This window comes from Marinobacter alkalisoli, assembly GCF_045449855.1.
Lineage (GTDB): Bacteria > Pseudomonadota > Gammaproteobacteria > Pseudomonadales > Oleiphilaceae > Marinobacter.
Genome location: NZ_JBJJLC010000003.1, coordinates 82405 through 98874 on the forward strand (window position 1 = coordinate 82405; position 16470 = coordinate 98874).

Annotated in this window: 15 protein-coding genes and 1 tRNA gene; 15 read left to right on the forward strand and 1 reads right to left on the reverse strand. The window is 58.2% G+C overall.

Features of this window, described 5'->3' with window-relative positions:
• The first annotated feature begins 39 nt into the window (after nucleotides 1-39).
• The 13 genes from ACJO5Y_RS00515 to secF all read left to right on the forward strand — a co-directional run bounded on the left by ACJO5Y_RS00515 (nucleotide 40) and on the right by secF (nucleotide 13579).
• Complete coding sequence (locus ACJO5Y_RS00515; protein WP_406984232.1) at nucleotides 40-792, forward strand: flagellar basal body rod protein FlgF; 753 nt, start codon at nucleotides 40-42, stop codon at nucleotides 790-792.
• 84 nt (nucleotides 793-876) lie between these two features.
• Entirely contained in the window at nucleotides 877-1665 is a 789-nt protein-coding gene (gene flgG, locus ACJO5Y_RS00520) for a flagellar basal-body rod protein FlgG (protein ID WP_406984233.1), read from the forward strand.
• A 30-nt stretch (nucleotides 1666-1695) separates the two neighbouring features.
• The gene (gene flgH / locus ACJO5Y_RS00525) at nucleotides 1696-2397 is read left to right on the forward strand and encodes a flagellar basal body L-ring protein FlgH (RefSeq protein ID WP_406984234.1); all 702 of its coding nucleotides are present in this window, start codon (nucleotides 1696-1698) and stop codon (nucleotides 2395-2397) included.
• Complete coding sequence (locus ACJO5Y_RS00530) at nucleotides 2394-3491, forward strand: flagellar basal body P-ring protein FlgI (protein ID WP_406984235.1); 1098 nt, start codon at nucleotides 2394-2396, stop codon at nucleotides 3489-3491. Before flgH ends, ACJO5Y_RS00530 begins: the two co-directional genes overlap by 4 nt.
• A gap of 8 nt (nucleotides 3492-3499) precedes the next feature.
• Entirely contained in the window at nucleotides 3500-4522 is a 1023-nt protein-coding gene (gene flgJ, locus ACJO5Y_RS00535; RefSeq protein WP_406984236.1) for a flagellar assembly peptidoglycan hydrolase FlgJ, read from the forward strand.
• A 5-nt stretch (nucleotides 4523-4527) separates the two neighbouring features.
• Nucleotides 4528-6558, forward strand: a complete 2031-nt coding sequence (gene flgK, locus ACJO5Y_RS00540; protein ID WP_406984237.1) for a flagellar hook-associated protein FlgK — start codon at nucleotides 4528-4530, stop codon at nucleotides 6556-6558.
• Between the two features lie 15 nt (nucleotides 6559-6573).
• Nucleotides 6574-7803 (forward strand): flagellar hook-associated protein FlgL, encoded by a 1230-nt coding sequence (gene flgL / locus ACJO5Y_RS00545; RefSeq protein ID WP_406984238.1) that lies wholly within the window; start codon nucleotides 6574-6576, stop codon nucleotides 7801-7803.
• Between the two features lie 81 nt (nucleotides 7804-7884).
• Nucleotides 7885-7971, forward strand: a tRNA-Leu gene (locus tag ACJO5Y_RS00550).
• A 41-nt stretch (nucleotides 7972-8012) separates the two neighbouring features.
• Nucleotides 8013-9104: a tRNA preQ1(34) S-adenosylmethionine ribosyltransferase-isomerase QueA gene (gene queA, locus ACJO5Y_RS00555; protein ID WP_406984239.1), complete on the forward strand. Its 1092-nt coding sequence runs from the start codon at nucleotides 8013-8015 to the stop codon at nucleotides 9102-9104.
• Between the two features lie 14 nt (nucleotides 9105-9118).
• Complete coding sequence (tgt, locus tag ACJO5Y_RS00560) at nucleotides 9119-10237, forward strand: tRNA guanosine(34) transglycosylase Tgt (protein ID WP_406984487.1); 1119 nt, start codon at nucleotides 9119-9121, stop codon at nucleotides 10235-10237.
• A 63-nt stretch (nucleotides 10238-10300) separates the two neighbouring features.
• Entirely contained in the window at nucleotides 10301-10663 is a 363-nt protein-coding gene (gene yajC / locus ACJO5Y_RS00565) for a preprotein translocase subunit YajC (RefSeq protein WP_406984240.1), read from the forward strand.
• A gap of 98 nt (nucleotides 10664-10761) precedes the next feature.
• On the forward strand, nucleotides 10762-12633 hold the full coding sequence (secD, locus tag ACJO5Y_RS00570; RefSeq protein WP_406984241.1) for a protein translocase subunit SecD: 1872 nt from the start codon (nucleotides 10762-10764) through the stop codon (nucleotides 12631-12633).
• A complete protein-coding gene (gene secF, locus ACJO5Y_RS00575; RefSeq protein ID WP_406984242.1) occupies nucleotides 12626-13579 on the forward strand; it encodes a protein translocase subunit SecF in 954 nt (317 codons plus the stop codon). The genes secD and secF overlap by 8 nt, the downstream gene beginning before the upstream one ends.
• Before the next feature lie 194 nt (nucleotides 13580-13773).
• Here secF and ACJO5Y_RS00580 read toward each other — a convergent pair whose 3' ends face one another.
• Entirely contained in the window at nucleotides 13774-14574 is an 801-nt protein-coding gene (locus ACJO5Y_RS00580) for an inositol monophosphatase family protein (RefSeq protein ID WP_406984243.1), read from the reverse strand.
• 183 nt (nucleotides 14575-14757) lie between these two features.
• Between ACJO5Y_RS00580 and trmJ the strand changes: the two genes are divergently transcribed.
• Nucleotides 14758-15621, forward strand: a complete 864-nt coding sequence (trmJ, locus tag ACJO5Y_RS00585) for a tRNA (cytosine(32)/uridine(32)-2'-O)-methyltransferase TrmJ (RefSeq protein ID WP_406984244.1) — start codon at nucleotides 14758-14760, stop codon at nucleotides 15619-15621.
• A complete protein-coding gene (gene cysE, locus ACJO5Y_RS00590) occupies nucleotides 15614-16396 on the forward strand; it encodes a serine O-acetyltransferase (RefSeq protein ID WP_406984245.1) in 783 nt (260 codons plus the stop codon). The genes trmJ and cysE overlap by 8 nt, the downstream gene beginning before the upstream one ends.
• Nucleotides 16397-16470: the final 74 nt, after the last annotated feature.

The window sequence follows — 16470 nt, forward strand, 5'->3', positions numbered from 1 at the left end:
AAGACTGGTAACAGTCAAAATTCCGGCAGGAGTTTTCCCATGGATAAAGCCCTTTATATCGGAATGTCTGGCGCCAAGCAGAACATGCTGGCCCAGCGTGCCCACGCCAATAACCTGGCAAACGTCAGTACCACAGGGTTCAAGAAGGACTTCGCCCAGGCTCGCAGCATGCCGGTGTTCGGTGAGCATCATCCGACCCGCGCCTACGCCATGACCGAGCGACCGGGGACGGATCTGTCCGCGGGGGCGCTGATGGAAACCGGCCGCAAGCTGGACGTTGCCGTTGAGGGCGACGGCTGGCTGGCGGTTCAGAACCAGCGCGGTCAGGAAGTCTTTACCCGGTCCGGCAGTCTGCAGATTGATGTCAACGGTCTGGTTCGTAACGCCAGCGGGGACATGGTCATGGGAAATGGCGGGCCGGTCGCTTTGCCGCCTTTCGATAATGTTCAGATCGGCGCCGATGGCACCGTTTCCATTGTTCCCGTCGGCGGTCCGCCGGATCAGCTGGTGGAAGTGGATCGCCTGAAGTTGGTAAACCCGCCGCCCGGTGCCCTGGAGAAAGGTGACGACGGGTATATGCGTCGCAAGCCGGACCAGGCGTTGGACGGCCCCGAGCCCCCCGATGGAAATATGCGCGTGGCGTCCGGATTTCTGGAAAGTTCCAACGTGAACGCCGTTGAGGAAATGATTGCCAACCTGCAGCTGTCGCGGCAGTACGAGATGCAGGTGAAGGTTATGACCACCGCAAATGAAAATTCCGAGGCATCGGCACGCCTGTTGCAGAACCTCTGATAAACCTTGGGCACAGTCGTCGGATGGGCAGAAAAGCGGCAAAACATGGCCGCCTGACAGAGTCCCCCGGCAAGGAGAAAAAACATGCATCCAGCACTTTGGGTCAGTAAAACCGGGTTGAGCGCACAGGACACCAAGATGTCCACCATTTCCAACAACCTGGCCAACGTTAACACCACCGGTTTCAAGCGGGACCGGGCGGTGTTCCAGGACCTTCTGTATCAGGTCAACCGGCAGCCCGGCGGTATGAGCACCGAGAATTCCGAGCTGCCCTCCGGCCTTCAACTGGGCACCGGTGTGCGTGTTGTCGGCACGACCAAGCAGTTTTCCCAGGGCAACCTTGAGGTGACCGAGCAACCGCTGGATATGGCGGTTGATGGTCGCGGTTTCATGCAGATCCTGCTCCCGGACGGGCAGGTTGCCTACACCCGTGACGGCCAGTTCCAGCTCAATTCCGACGGGGATATCGTGAACCCGGATGGCTATACGCTGGAGCCCAACATCAACGTGCCGGAAAACGCGACCAACATCACCATTGGCAAGGACGGTACCGTCACTGCCGTAGTGGATGACCAGGCAGCACCGATCAACCTGGGGGAAATCACTCTGGTGGACTTCATTAACCCCCAGGGACTGCAGGCTATTGGTAACAACCTCTACAAAGCCACCAACGCCAGCGGTGACCCCGCTGAAGGCGAGCCTGGCATTGGCGGGCTCGGTACGGTTGAGCAGGGCATGGTTGAGTCTTCCAACGTTGAGGTGGTGGAAGAGTTGGTCAGCATGATCACCACTCAGCGTGCCTATGAGATGAACTCCAAGGTGGTGTCGGCTACCGACCAGATGCTGCAGTTTATTACGAACAATATCGGCTGATCCGGTCGTGGTTCGTAGAGGGGACAGACAATGAAACGCATCGCGATAACAGATAGCACAATCTCCATCCGTACTCTGGCGCTGGTGGCCGTGTTGATCGTGTTGCAGGGATGTACCGCCATGAGTCGACAGAGGGCGGTTCCCGATGATCCGGCGTACGCGCCGGTGCGGGCCGAGGCAATGATGCAGCGCAATCCGGAATCCGGGGCCATTTTCCAGACCCAGCGTAACCACAACCTATACGGTGATACGGTGGCGCTGAATGTGGGGGATGTCCTGACGGTAACGCTCGAGGAATCCACTCGCGCCAGCAAGAACGCCGAAACCAGCATTAGCAAGGACCAGGAAATCTCAATGCTGGACCCTCAGATTCTTGGCAAGACCGGTCTGAACCTGGGTACCGAAATTGAACAGGAGCGTGATTTCGAAGGCCAGGCCGAAGCGGACCAGAGTAATAGCCTGGCGGGTAGCATCACCGTAACCGTCACCGAAGTACTGCCCAATGGCGTGCTGCATATTCGCGGTGAGAAATGGCTGTCCCTGACCAACGGCGATGAGTACATCCGCCTCACCGGTCTGGTTCGTCCCCAGGATATCGCGCCGGACAACACCGTGGCTTCCAACCGTATTGCCAATGCCCGCTTTGCCTATGGCGGCACGGGGGATTTCGACCAGGCGAATCAAATGGGCTGGCTGGCCCGCTTCTTTAACAGTGAGTGGTGGCCGTTATGAGGATGATCCGTTTCTGGGTTGTCGTCCTGGCTTTGTCCGTGGTGGCCTCGCCGGTGCTGGCGGACCGCCTCAAGGATCTGGCGCGCATCAAGGGTGTTCGTAATAACCAGCTGGTGGGTTACGGGCTGGTGGTGGGTCTGGACGGCACTGGTGACAAGGCGCCGTTCACCAACCAGACCTTCCGCAACATGATGAACCAGTTCGGTATCACGTTGCCGGAAGGGGTGAACCCGAACCTGGCTAACGTGGCAGCGGTGACCGTCAGCGCCACCTTGCCGCCTTTTGCCAAGCCCGGGCAGGAGCTGGATATTACGGTGTCCTCTATCGGTAACGCCGACAGCCTCAGGGGCGGAACCCTGTTGATGGCGCCGCTGAAAGGTGCGGATGACCAGATCTATGCCATGGCTCAAGGCAGCCTCGTGGTGGGTGGTTTTGGTGCCCAGGGGCAGGATGGTTCTCGGATTACGGTAAACGTCCCGTCCGTTGGCCGGATTCCCAATGGAGCCACCATTGAGCGGGAGGTGATTTCCCCCTTCAGCAAAGGTGACACGATTACTTTTAACCTGCTGCGTGCTGACTTCACAACAGCGCGCCGTGTGGTGGAGGCCATTAATAACACGCTCGGCCCGGACATGGCCTACGCCCACGACGCTACCTCAGTATCGGTGAAGGCGCCCAGGGATGCGGATCAGCGGGTGAGTTTCCTGTCGATTCTGGAAAACATCGAGGTGGACCCGGCCCAGGACGCCGCCAAGGTTGTCATCAACAGCCGGACCGGGACCATCGTGGTGGGTCAGAACGTGAAGGTCAGCCCGGCGGCTGTCACCCATGGCAATCTCACGGTGACCATTGAAGAGAACCCGGAAGTGGTGCAGCCAAATCCCTTTGCCGGTGGCGAAACCGCCGTCGAGCCCAATACCCAGATTGCCGTCACCGAGGACCCGGCCCGGATGTTCCAGTTCGGCCCGGCGGTGACCCTGAACGAAATTGTCCAGGCGGTGAACCAGGTCGGTGCGGCGCCCGGCGATGTGATGGCGGTTCTTGAAGCACTCAAACAGGCTGGCGCGTTGCGTGCCGAGCTGATTGTGATTTAGGTGGCGTGATGCAGGACTCCAGCATTCAACAGGCCCGGATCTACACCGATTTCAGCGGTCTCAATGAATTGAAATCCCAGGCCAGGACGGACAAGAAAGCCGCCCTGGAAGAGGTCGCTCGTCAGTTCGAGAGCCTGTTTATTGGCGAAATGATGAAGTCCATGCGCAAGGCCGGGGATGTCTTCTCCGAAGACAATTACCTGAACAGCAACGAGTCCGAGCATTATCGTGACATGTTTGATAATCAGCTCAGCCTGACCCTCGCGGGGCAGCGGGGTGGCACTGGGCTGGCCGAGGCGCTGGTTCGCCAGCTCAGCCGGCAGATCCCGGGCATGAGTGAAGAGGGCGAGAAGCTCTCGGGCCACAAGGCCACGCTTGCGGATTACGACCGCAGCGTTCCGGTTCCCTCCAGGGCGTTGCCGGAACAGGTGCGGGAAGTGAACCGGATTGCACCGGCGGAGCCAGCGGAACCAATCGCCGCTCCAGCCACCGAAGATCTGGCGCCAATGCCACGGAACTTCAACAGCCCGGAGGAGTTTGTCCGTGAGTTGTTGCCGGTTGCGGAGCGCGTAGCCAGGGAAAGCGGCATTGATCCGCGTGTCATGATCGCCCAGGCGGCGCTGGAAACCGGATGGGGCAAACACATGATTGAAGGTGAGGGCGCATCGCCCACTCACAACCTGTTTGGTATCAAGGCCGACCATCGCTGGCAGGGGGATTCCGTCAACATTGCCACCACGGAGTTCCGCGAGGGCGTTCCCATGAGTGAGCGGGCGTCGTTCCGGGCGTATCCGGATTATGAAGCGAGCTTCCGGGACTATGTCGAGTTCCTGGAATCCAACCCCCGTTACCGGGATGTTCTGGCCTCCGCTGATCAGCCCGAGGTATTCGCCCAGAAGCTGCAGGATGCCGGTTACGCCACCGATCCGGAGTACGGCGCCAAGATCCGCCGGATTATGAACGGTGATTCCCTGATGACACTGTCCATGGATGACGCGGAGTCCATGGGCAACACAGAGGCTGAGGAGTAACGGTTATGGCGGGACTGATCAATATTGGTCTGACGGGCATCCTTGGCCATCAGGCGGCGCTGAACACCACGGGCAATAACATTACCAACGCCAACACGCCCGGTTACAGTCGCCAGGAAGTGCAGTTCGATACCCAGCCGGGGCAGCGCACCGGCGCCGGAACCATTGGCAGTGGCGTCAGCATCTCGAATATCCGACGGCTCGCCAATGAGTACCTGGTTCAGCAGGTTCGCGAAGACACCACCCTCAACGGTGAGCAGCAAGCGTTGAACTCCGAGTTGTCGCGTCTCGATAACCTCCTCGGCGGTGAGACAACCGGGCTCAGCGATACCCTGAACAATTTCTTCGCGAGTCTGCAGAACGCGGCGGAAGATCCCGCATCGCTGCCGCAACGCCAGCTCGTGCTGAGTGAGGCACAACAGTTGGTCAACCGCTTCCAGGCCCTGAACCAGGAGTTCATACAGCAGCGGGAGTCGGTGAAGACGCAAATGCAGCAGGGGGTGAAAGACGCCAATACCCTGTTGAAAAGCATTGCCGAGCTGAACCTGGCCATTTCCGAATCTCCCGGGCTGGCCGAGGGCAAGATGCCCAATGAGCTCCTGGACAAGCGGGATGAAGCGCTCAGGGAATTGTCGGATCTTGTGGGAATCAAGGTGACGCAGGCTGAGGGCAGTCAGGTGAACGTATCCCTGAACAACGGCCTGGCCCTGGTGGTGGGCAGCAACGCCGCCGAGTTCGGTACCCGTGAGAGTGCTGAGGATCCGACATCGCTGGAGTTTACCCTCAGGAACGGCGGAAGAACCCTGACAGTGGACGAGCAGATCAACGGCGGCAAGCTTGGCGGTTTACGGCGGTTCGAAGCGGAGGCGCTGAAGCCTGCCTTCGACGAACTCGGGCGCGTTGCCATGGCGCTCTCCGAGACCATGAATCATCAGCATGAAATCGGGCTGGATCTGGAAGGCGAGCTGGGTGGGCAGTTCTTTACCGACATTAACAACATTGCGGCCCAGCGCGGTCGGGTGATTGCGAATGCCAACAACCAGGCCCCCAACGATGCCCAGCTGGCGGTGGAGATTACCGACAGTTCGGCTCTGGAGTCGGGCAGTTGGTCTCTTCAGTTCAGTGGCGATGGCCGCAGCTTTGAGCTGATTGACAGTGCAACAGGCAAAACGGTGAACCAGGGCCGGCTGCCGGACCCGGTCAATTCCGAGATCTCCATGCCCGGATTCAATATCCGTATTGAAGGCGGCACCTTTAACGCCGGGGATAAGTACCTGATTCAGCCAACCCGGAACGCTGCAGCCAATATCGGCCTGGAAGTGGAGCGGGAAGAGGATCTGGCGTTTGCCAGCCCGGTCCGTGCAGAGTCGGACCTGGGCAACAGCGGGACTGCCCAGATCAACCAGGGCAAAATGCTGGATGTCCGCAACCCGTTTACCAATGCCCTGTTACCTGGCTTCCGGACCGAGGGCGAGCTGACAAACGGCCCGCTGGAAGTCCAGTTTGATGACGATGGCGCCGGGAACCTGGTGTTCAGCGTGTTCGACAACAACGGCGATGCGATCATTGCCGATAAGCCCTATCAGGACGGGATTTCCAACAAGCTGTTCAGTGAAGACCCCAGTGACGGCGCGGAGTACCAGGGCTTTCAGTTTGAGATTTCAGGGAAGCCGGAGGTGGGTGACGTTTTCACCATCGGTTTCAACGAGAACGGCGTGTCCGATAACCGCAATGCCGAGTTCCTGGCGGCACTGGGAACGGCCAATACCATGAACAATGGCACCCAGAACTTCACCGAGGGCTATGCCGGGGTCGTGGAGGCGGTTGGCGTAAAAACCCGTCAGAGCCAGTTGGACAAGGATGCCAGCCAGACCCTGCTGGAGCAGTCCACCAATCAGCGGGAATCGGTATCAGGCGTCAACCTTGATGAGGAAGCCGGAAAGCTCATCCAGTATCAGGCAGCCTATAACGCCTCGGCCCAGGTCATGAGTGTGGCTCAGGATTTGTTTACGACACTGTTGCAGAGTTTCCGGTAACAGGGGGGAGGTGACATGATCAGAATTTCATCGCAACAGGTATTTTCGGGGGGCATCAATCGCCTGCAGGATCTCAACGTTGGCCTGAACAAAACCTCTGAACAGGTATCCACCGGCAAGCGTGTTAACCGGCCTTCTGATGACCCCGTGGCCGCAGCGCGCATTCTCAAGCTCAATCAGGAGCTGGCTCGTGTGGAAACCTATCAGCGCAATGCCACGCTGGCGGACAATCGCCTTAAGCAGGAAGAGAGCGCCCTCGAGAGCTCCATCGACGTCATCCAGCGAGTGAGGGAGCTGACGGTGCAGGCCGGGAACGGCTCGTTGAGCCAGAACGACCGTCAGTCCATTGCATCGGAACTGAAGGAGCGCCTGGGGCAACTGGCTACCATCACAAACACCAAGGATGCCTCTGGCGAATATATTTTCAGCGGCTTTCAGGGTGATCAGGAGGCGTTCACAAAGAACGTGTCCGGTGACTGGGTCTATCGTGGTGACGAAGGTCAGCGTGTGCTGGAAATTGATGACGGGGTGACCGTCCCGATCAGCGACCACGGCAAGGGGATCTTTGTCGATGTGGCGGCGGCAGAGCCCACCTTCTTTGCCGAGGCGTCGTCCACCAACGAATCCGGGGCGCGGATCAGCTCCGGCATGGTGGCGGATCGCGATGCGTTTGACCTGGTGTATCCGGATGATATTTCCGTCTCGGTTGTTGATGACGGTGCGGGTGGACTGGAAGTGCAAGCCTTCAACCGGCGCACCGACGCTCCACTCGCCGTTACGCCTCCGGCGTACGACAATGGCGGAAGCTTTGAGGTTGCCGGGGCCCGGGTAGAGATCTACGATGCCGCCGATGGCGACGAGTTCACCCTGAAAACGGCCCAGAAGCAGTCCGTGTTCACTTCCGTTGAAAAATTGATTTACGGCCTGGAAAACATCGACAAGTCGGCCCCCGGTGGCCAGGACACCTATGATGACCTGATCGCCAATTCCCTGACCAACCTGGACAATGCCCAGGAAAGCATTATCAAGAAGCAAACCGAGCTGGGCGGGCGAATGAATGCGGTGGAATCCACCCAGTCCTTCCTTGAGGATTCTTCTGTATACAGCAATGAAATCCGTTCCCAGCTCCAGGACGTGGACTACGCGGAAGCGATCAGTAACCTGAGTTTCCAGAGCTTCGTACTGCAGGCCGCCCAGCAGTCATTTGCCCAGGTTTCACAATTGTCATTGTTCGATCGCCTGTAAAAAGCCCGCCGGAACAAGGAAGTCCGGCACTTGTTATTGCTTTCAGATTCAACCTCAGTATAATCCCCAGCACTCTCCGATGGCGGCGTGGTGAAATTGGTAGACACGACGGATTCAAAATCCGTTGGGGTAAAACCCGTGGCGGTTCGAGTCCGCCCGCCGCTACCACTTACAAGCCGCACTATGCGGTGTCGTGAACAGTCCATCCAATGAACGTCTCCGATTTTCACTTTGATCTGCCGGATGAACTTATCGCCCGGTATCCGCTCAAAGAGCGAAGTGCGTCCCGGTTGCTCAGCCTTGATGGCTTGTCCGGCGAAACCAGGCATCTTCGTTTCACCGATTTGCCGGACTTGCTCCAGCCGGGTGACCTGCTGGTCTTCAATGATACCCGAGTGATTCCCGCACGCCTGTTTGGCCAGAAAGAAACTGGCGGTCAGGTGGAAGTGTTGGTTGAGCGTGTGCTTGGGGAGCGTGAAATCCTGGCTCACGTAAGGGCTTCCAAGGCGCTGAAGGAAGGCCAGAAAGTGTTGCTGGAAGACGGAACGGCGTTACGGATGACCGGTCGGGATGACGCCCTGTTTCACCTGTTCTGTGACAGCGACGAAGTCATTCTGGACGTGCTTGACCGCATTGGGCACATGCCATTGCCTCCCTATGTGGATCGTCCCGATGAGTCCTCGGACCGCGAGCGTTACCAGACCGTGTACGCACGGGAAGCGGGGGCTGTGGCGGCGCCAACGGCCGGCCTGCATTTCGATGAGCGGTTGCTGGCAACGCTGAAGGAGCGGGGCGTGGACGTGGCCTGGGTGACCCTTCATGTAGGGGCGGGTACCTTCCAGCCCGTACGGGTCGAGCGAATCGAAGACCATATTATGCACAGTGAAGTGGCCCATGTTCCGGAAGCCACCGTTGAGGCGGTGAAACGTACCCGTGCCCGCGGCGGCCGGGTGGTTGCTGTGGGGACCACGTCCGTGCGCTCGCTGGAATCCGCCACCCGTGGCGGTGTACTGCGGCCTTTCCGTGGTGAAACCGATATCTTCATTCATCCTGGTTATCGTTTCCAGGCGGTTGATGCCATGGTCACCAACTTCCATTTGCCGGAGTCCACGTTGATCATGCTGGTCAGCGCGTTTGCCGGATACAACAATGTCATGGCGGCTTACGCTGAAGCAGTGCGGGAGAAGTACCGCTTCTTCAGCTATGGCGATGCCATGTTTATTACGGGCCAGGAGCCCAGCCTCGGTATGCTGAAAGGTTGTGCCGGGGAAACCAGTCAGGAAAGCGGAGTGAAATCGTGAGCCAGTCCTGCTTCATGTCGTTTGAAAAACTCGGTGAAGACGGTCGTGCCCGCCGGGGCCGACTGACCTTTCCGCGCGGAACCGTGGAGACGCCGGCGTTCATGCCGGTTGGAACCTACGGTACCGTCAAGGGGATGTTGCCACGGGATATCAAGGAGATCGGGGCCGAGATTATTCTGGGCAATACCTTTCACCTGATGCACAGGCCCGGTACCGAGGTGGTGAAAGCCCATGGAGATCTCCATGATTTCACCCAGTGGCAGGGCCCGATCCTGACCGATTCCGGCGGGTTCCAGGTGTTCAGCCTTGGTGAAATGCGCAAGATCACCGAGGAGGGCGTCACCTTCCGCTCGCCGGTTGATGGCTCCCCGGTCAAGCTCAACCCCGAGATCGCCATGCAGGTTCAGCGTGACCTGGGGTCGGATATCGTAATGATCTTCGACGAGTGCACGCCTTACCCCGCCACGGAAAAGGAGGCGAGGGAGTCCATGGAGATGTCACTGCGCTGGGCCGAGCGGAGCAAGCAGGCCCACGAGGGAAATCCTGCAGCGTTGTTCGGAATTGTTCAGGGTGGTATGTATGAGTCCCTGAGGGATCGCTCCCTGGGCGGGCTGACCGACATTGGTTTTGATGGCTATGCCATCGGTGGGCTGTCGGTGGGCGAGCCCAAAGAGGATATGATTTGCATCCTGGATCATTTGCCGCCCCGTATGCCGGAGGACAAGCCCCGTTACCTGATGGGAGTGGGGCGGCCGGAAGACATTGTTGAGGCCGTTCGTCGCGGTGTGGACATGTTTGACTGCGTCATGCCGACCCGGAACGCCCGTAATGGCTACCTGTTTACGTCCACCGGGATCGTGAAAATCCGTAACGCGAAGAACCGTCACGATATCGGGCCCCTGGACGAGCGGTGTGACTGTTACACCTGCCAGAATTTTTCGAGAAGTTATCTGCATCATCTCGATAAGTGTGGAGAAATGCTCGGCTCCCAGCTGAACACAATCCACAACCTGAGGTTCTACCAGAACCTGATGGCCGGATTGCGTGGCGCAATTGAAGCAGGTACATTGTCGGACTTTATCAGCGACTTCTACGCCCGCCGGGGTGAGACTGTTCCGCCGCTGGCGGACTGACGACCCTCATTAAAGCAGGCCGAATTTACTTTGAACAATTATCTCAAACAACGGAGACATTGAATGAAATCGATCAAGCTGCTTGTTGCCGCACTCATTGCCGTTATGCCTTCACTGGCGTTGGCGCAGGATCCCGGTGCCCAGGGCATGGGAGTTATGGGGCAGGTTATCTTTTTTGCCGGCTTCATCCTGATTTTCTACTTCCTGATCTGGCGTCCGCAGTCCAAGCGCGCGAAAGAGCACAAGGCGCTGATGTCAGGCCTGAACAAGGGTGATGAAGTGGTTACCTCCGGCGGCGTTGCTGGCCGTATCACCAAGGTAACTGATGATTTCCTTGTCGTTGAAGTGGCTGACAACGTTGAGATCAAGGTTCAGAAAGTCGCGGTTGCCGCTGCTCTGCCCAAAGGTACCCTGAAAGACATCTGAACCGGCGCTTCGCCAGACTGAATTAGGGAGCCTCTGAGCAACTCCTAAGCCAAGCTGACATTTCAGAGCCGGCCCCCGGGCCGGCTAAAAGGGAACCCATGCTTAACAAGTACCCGCTCTGGAAAAACCTGATTATCCTGATCGCCCTGGTGATCGGGTTTATCTACGCATTACCCAACCTGTTTCCTGATGATCACGCCGTTCAGATTACCGGTGCAAGGAGCAGTACCGAAGTCAATCAGAGCACGCTCGACCGTGCTGTTGATGCACTGGAATCCGAAGGCATTGAGATCAAAGGCAGCGATCTTCAGGATCGCAACGGGTTAATCCGGGTGCTCGACGGGGATGACCAGCTCAAGGCGCGTCCGGTAGTACAGAATGCCCTTGGAAATGATTACCTGGTTGCGTTGAACATGGCGCCGTCCACCCCGGACTGGTTGCGCAGCCTCGGCGCGGGCCCGATGAAGCTTGGCCTGGACCTTCGCGGTGGCGTTCACTTCCTACTGGAAGTGGATATGGAAACCGCGGTTGAGCAGCGCCTTGAAGCCTTGTCGGGACAGATCAAGGGTGATCTCCGGGAAGAGCGTATTCGTTACCGTGGTGGCGACCTTGATGATCGGGAAATCGTCCTGAGTTTCCGTGACGAATCGTCCCGCACTGAAGCATTTGCGCTGATTCGTGATCAGTACAATCAGTTCCTGCTGGACGAACAGACCGAAGGCGATGAATTCCGGATCGTCCTGTCCCTGTCCGAGCAAGAAGTGAAGTCGATTCAGGACTATGCACTGGAGCAGAACCTGACGACCATCCGTAACCGTGTGAACGAGTTGGGTGTGGCCGAGCCTCTGGTGCAGCGCCAGGGCGCTGATCGCATCATTGTTGAGTTGCCCGGCGTTCAGGATACGGCACAGGCCAAGCGTGTTCTCGGGGCAACCGCCAACCTCGAATTCCGCCTGGAAGCAAGGTCGGATGCGCCGCGCTCAGAAACCGAAACTTTCGGGTTCCGGGATGAACCGCAACGCAGTGCCCGGCTGGAGCGGGACATCATCGTCACTGGCGAAAACGTTTCCAATGCCCAGCAGGCCTTCGATGAGAATGGTCAGCCCCAGGTCAACATCACCATGGATTCGGTGGGCGGTGACCTGATGAACCGCGCCACGCGCAATGCGATCCAGCGTCGCATGGCGGTGCTGTTCATTGAATACCGCACCGAGACCGAGCAGAAGGTGGTCGACGGTGAAATCCAGACCGAAGAAAACCGTGTTGTTGAAAGGGGCATCATCAGTCTGGCGACGATCCAGTCCGCCCTGGGCAGCAGCTTCCGGATTACCGGCCTGGATTCCATTCCCGAGGCATCGGAGCTGGCCCTGTTGCTGCGTGCGGGCTCCCTTGCCGCGCCGATGTATTTTGTCCAGGAACGGACCATCGGCCCCAGCCTCGGTCAGAAGAATATCGATGCCGGCATGATGTCGGTCGCTCTGGGCTTTGCCCTGGTGCTGATCTACATGGCGATCTATTACCGCGGATTTGGCCTGATCGCCAATGTGGCGCTGACGCTGAACCTGATGATGCTGATTGCCTGCATGTCCATCCTATCGGCCACACTGACCCTGCCGGGTATCGCCGGTATCGTGCTGACGGTCGGCATGGCGGTTGACGCCAATGTGCTGATCTTCGAACGAATACGGGAAGAGCTTAAAACCGGTGTGCCGCCGCAGTCCGCGATCAATGCCGGCTACTCGCGGGCGTTTGTCTCGATTGTCGATGCCAACATCACCACGTTGCTGGTGGCCGTTATTCTGTTCGCCATGGGTTCCGGCCCGGTGAAAGGGTTCGCGGTGACTCTGTGCCTGGGCATTCTCACGTCGATGTTCTCGGGGCTTATGGTTAGCCGCAGCATCGTGAATTTCGTATACGGTGGTCGCAAGATTCAGAAGCTGTCGATCGGGGGGAAGCTGGCTAATGTCTGATACACAGAAGCAGCCAATTGATTTCATGGGGATACGGAAGATAGCCTCCGTATTCTCCATTGCACTGATTATTATCTCCGTCGCTTTGCTGGCCGCCCGCGGACTGAACCTGGGAATGGACTTCACTGGCGGTACGTCGGTGGAGCTGGAATATCAGCAAGCGCCGGTATTGTCCGATATCCGGGGTGAGTTGGAGCAGGCCGGGTTCAGCAATTTTGTGGTGCAGAACTTTGGCTCGGACACCACGGTGCTGATCCGCATGCGCGAATCCGGCAACGATGAGCTGGCGCGGCAAGTAATGGAGGCGCTGACCAGCGGTGGCGCCGAGCTGGAGCTGGTGAGTTCCGAGTTCGTGGGCTCCCAGGTTGGTGAGGAACTGAAGGAAGACAGCGGCCTGGGGCTGTTGATTGCCTTGGCCGTGGTGTTGATCTACGTCGGCATGCGCTTCCAGTTCAAGTTCGGGATCGCCTCCGTGCTGCCTCTGGCACACGATGTGATCATTGTGCTGGGGGTATTTGCCCTGTTCCAGTGGACGTTTGACCTGTCGGTGCTGGCTGCGCTGCTGGCGGTGATTGGTTACTCGCTGAACGATACGATTGTGGTATCGGACCGTATCCGGGAAAATTTCCGTAAGCTGAGGGAGGGGGATTCGTGGTTCATTATTAACGAGTCCATTCACCAGACCATCAGCCGTACCATCAATACGTCCGGTACCACGTTGGTGGTGTTGCTGGCCCTGTACTTCTTTGGCGGCGAAGCCATCAATAACTTTGCCATCGCACTGATGATTGGTGTTGTGGTCGGTACCTATTCCTCGATTTACGTGTCTGCCAACATGCTGATGGTGTTGAACGTATCTCGCGAGGATCTGATGGTGCCGGCGAAGGAAGGTCTTGCCAACGAAGAAGAGGAAGAGCAGCCGCCGGAGTGGCTCAACCGGATGTAACGGCCTGTCGGATTGCGGCTTCGCCTAATCCGACCTACGATAGGGGTGTCAGGATCCGGTAGGTTGGATTAGGCCCGAAGGGCCGTAATCCAACAAGAGGCAGCCGCCCAGCGCTAAAGCGCACCTCCCACAAAAAAAGCCGCAGCCCTTACGGGTTGCGGCTTTTTTCGTTACAGCTGAAACTCTGCCGGAGTCTAGCGGGGCAGGCGTCCACGAAATGGGTGGAGAACTTTCAGCACTTCCCGGAACAGCTTCGGGTTGGCGACAACCAGTTGGCGGGCGTTGCCCGTCGAAGGGTTGCCGGAGAAGTCGCCGGTGAGGGCGCCAGACTCCATGGCGAGGGTGACGCCGATGTCGAGATCCGCCGCTTCAGGCTTGAAGATAACCGCCGCATCCAGATAACCGGCGGACACGCGTGCAATGTCCAGGGCCACGCACCCGGAGGTGCGGAACATGCCGGATTCCCTGGCGATCACGGAGGCCATTTCACCCCAGAGCAGGGCATCATCACCTGTGCGCGCCTGGTCCAGCAGGTTGCTGCTAATGGCACACTGCTGGGTATGCTTGATCTCGCTCGTGCGGACGCGGCGGCTGTTCAGTGCGGCGCCGTGGCCCCGGCTGGCGGAGTACTCTTCGCCGGTAATCGGGTTGACCAGCAGCAGGTTTTCCGCCCGGTTGTTCTTCTTCTGGATCAGCGCCAGTGCGAAGTCCGGAATGCCGCGCAGGAAATTGTCACGGCCCAGGAGCGGAAAAATGTGCCAGCTCTTCTCGCTGCCATTGGCGTCGGACTCGCCCATGGGTGCAATGGTGTGGTCTTTGTAGGCTTTTTCGAGCTGTTCCGTGAAATTGTCGTAGATGGACGTTTCAACACGGTCCAGTTGGCCCAGGCGGTCGGACTCGTCCTTGCCGTTGGGTTCCTGGCGCTCGAAATGTGCTTTCAGATAGTCAGACCCCTGACGCGCTACGCGCAGGGCCATTTTAATTGCTGGTTGCATCTGAGTGTTCATTATCCGGGTGTGTGAAGGTCGCGTATGATAGCAAAAGAAAGGGCTGCTTGTATGTTTTTTGCCTCAGCAATGTCACGGATCACGCTCTGTTTCGGGATGTCCGGAGAGGCAAAGCGGGGTAGGAATCTGCTATGATTAGCGGCCCTAAATCATTGACAGAGATTACGGCCCATGCATAAACCGGCGCTTCCCCTGGAAGGCACTGATACGTTTCAGGACCAGATCCGCATTGTCCTGGTGGAAACTTCCCATTCCGGGAATATCGGGGCGGTGGCGCGTGCCATGAAAAACATGGGGCTTGGCAATCTGTGTCTGGTTAATCCGGCATCGTTCCCCGACGAGACATCCTACGCCCGCTCGTCCGGAGCATCGGATGTGCTGGATAACGCCAGGGTGGTGTCTTCCCTGGACGAGGCCATCTCCGATTGCGTGCTGGTGATGGGCACCAGTGCCAGGGGGCGCAAGGTGCCCTGGCCGGTCATTGCTCCGCCTGATGCGGCGGTCAAGGCGGCGGAACATACCTCCGCCGGGCCGGTGGCCCTGGTGTTTGGCCGCGAGAATCACGGGCTCAGCAACGATGAGTTGCAGCGTTGTCACTACCATATCCATATTCCCTCCAATCCGGAATACAGCTCCCTGAACCTGGCCATGGCCGTTCAGGTGGTCTGCTATGAAATGCGCATGCATTACCTGCGCGGACTTGAAGGAGGCGAGGGCAGCCCATACCTTAAACCCATGACCGCTCCCGGTGATGCGGGCTGGGATGTCCCTCCCGCACCGGTGAACGATGTGGAGGGCTTTTTCGGGCACCTTGAGCAGGTGCTTGTGGATATTGATTTCCACCGCCGGGAAAACCCGCGTCAGTTGATGACTCGTTTGCGCCGCCTGTTCCAGAGAGCAAGAATGGATCAGATGGAAATCAATATCCTCAGGGGGATTCTGACTGCGGTGCAGAAATCGGCAGCCAAAGAGTCCCCGGAAATGGCTTCAGAGGCCGATAAAGCCGCCACTGGGCAGGAAGAAGATCATGTTTGAACGATTAAGGGAAGATGTTGCCAGCGTGTTCCATCGCGATCCCGCTGCCAGAAATACTTTCGAGGTGCTGACTAATTACCCGGGCTTGCATGCCTTGCTGTTGCACCGGTTTTGCCACTGGCTATGGAATCTGGGGCTGAAATGGCTGGCGCGCACCATCTCCACCATCGCCCGTTGGCTGACTGGCATTGAAATACACCCGGGAGCGACCATTGGCCGCCGCTTTTTTATCGATCACGGCATGGGCGTGGTGATCGGTGAAACGACCATCATCGGTGATGACGTCACCCTGTATCAGGGCGTAACCCTGGGTGGAACCAGTTGGAATAAGGGTAAGCGTCACCCCACCATCGGTAACGGCGTAGTGGTAGGCGCTGGCGCGAAGATTCTGGGGCCATTCGAAGTCGGGGAAGGGGCCAAGGTGGGTTCCAATTCCGTGGTTACCAAGGCGGTTCCGGCCGGAGCGACCGTGGTCGGCATTCCTGGCCGGGTTATTGTGAAACGTAAGCCCACCGAAGACGATAACGATGTGCGCCGCAAGGAGATGGAAGAGCGCATGGGCTTCGATGCCTACGGCGTGACTGAAGAAATGCCGGACCCTGTGGCAAGGGCAGTGCGCAGTCTGCTGGATCACATGCATGTCGTGGATGACCGCATTGAGAACATGTGCAAGGCGCTTAAGAAGGTGAACAGCGAGTACCAGAATGGTGAGTTGCCGCCACTGCAGGACGAGGATTTTGACTGTGTCCGGGACGATCAGCCCCAGGATAAGTGAATACTTGACTGTTTTGGTAGGTCAATTCATACTCGGCGCTGTGAATTCTGATTCATTCCCTTGTCGGGGCTGAG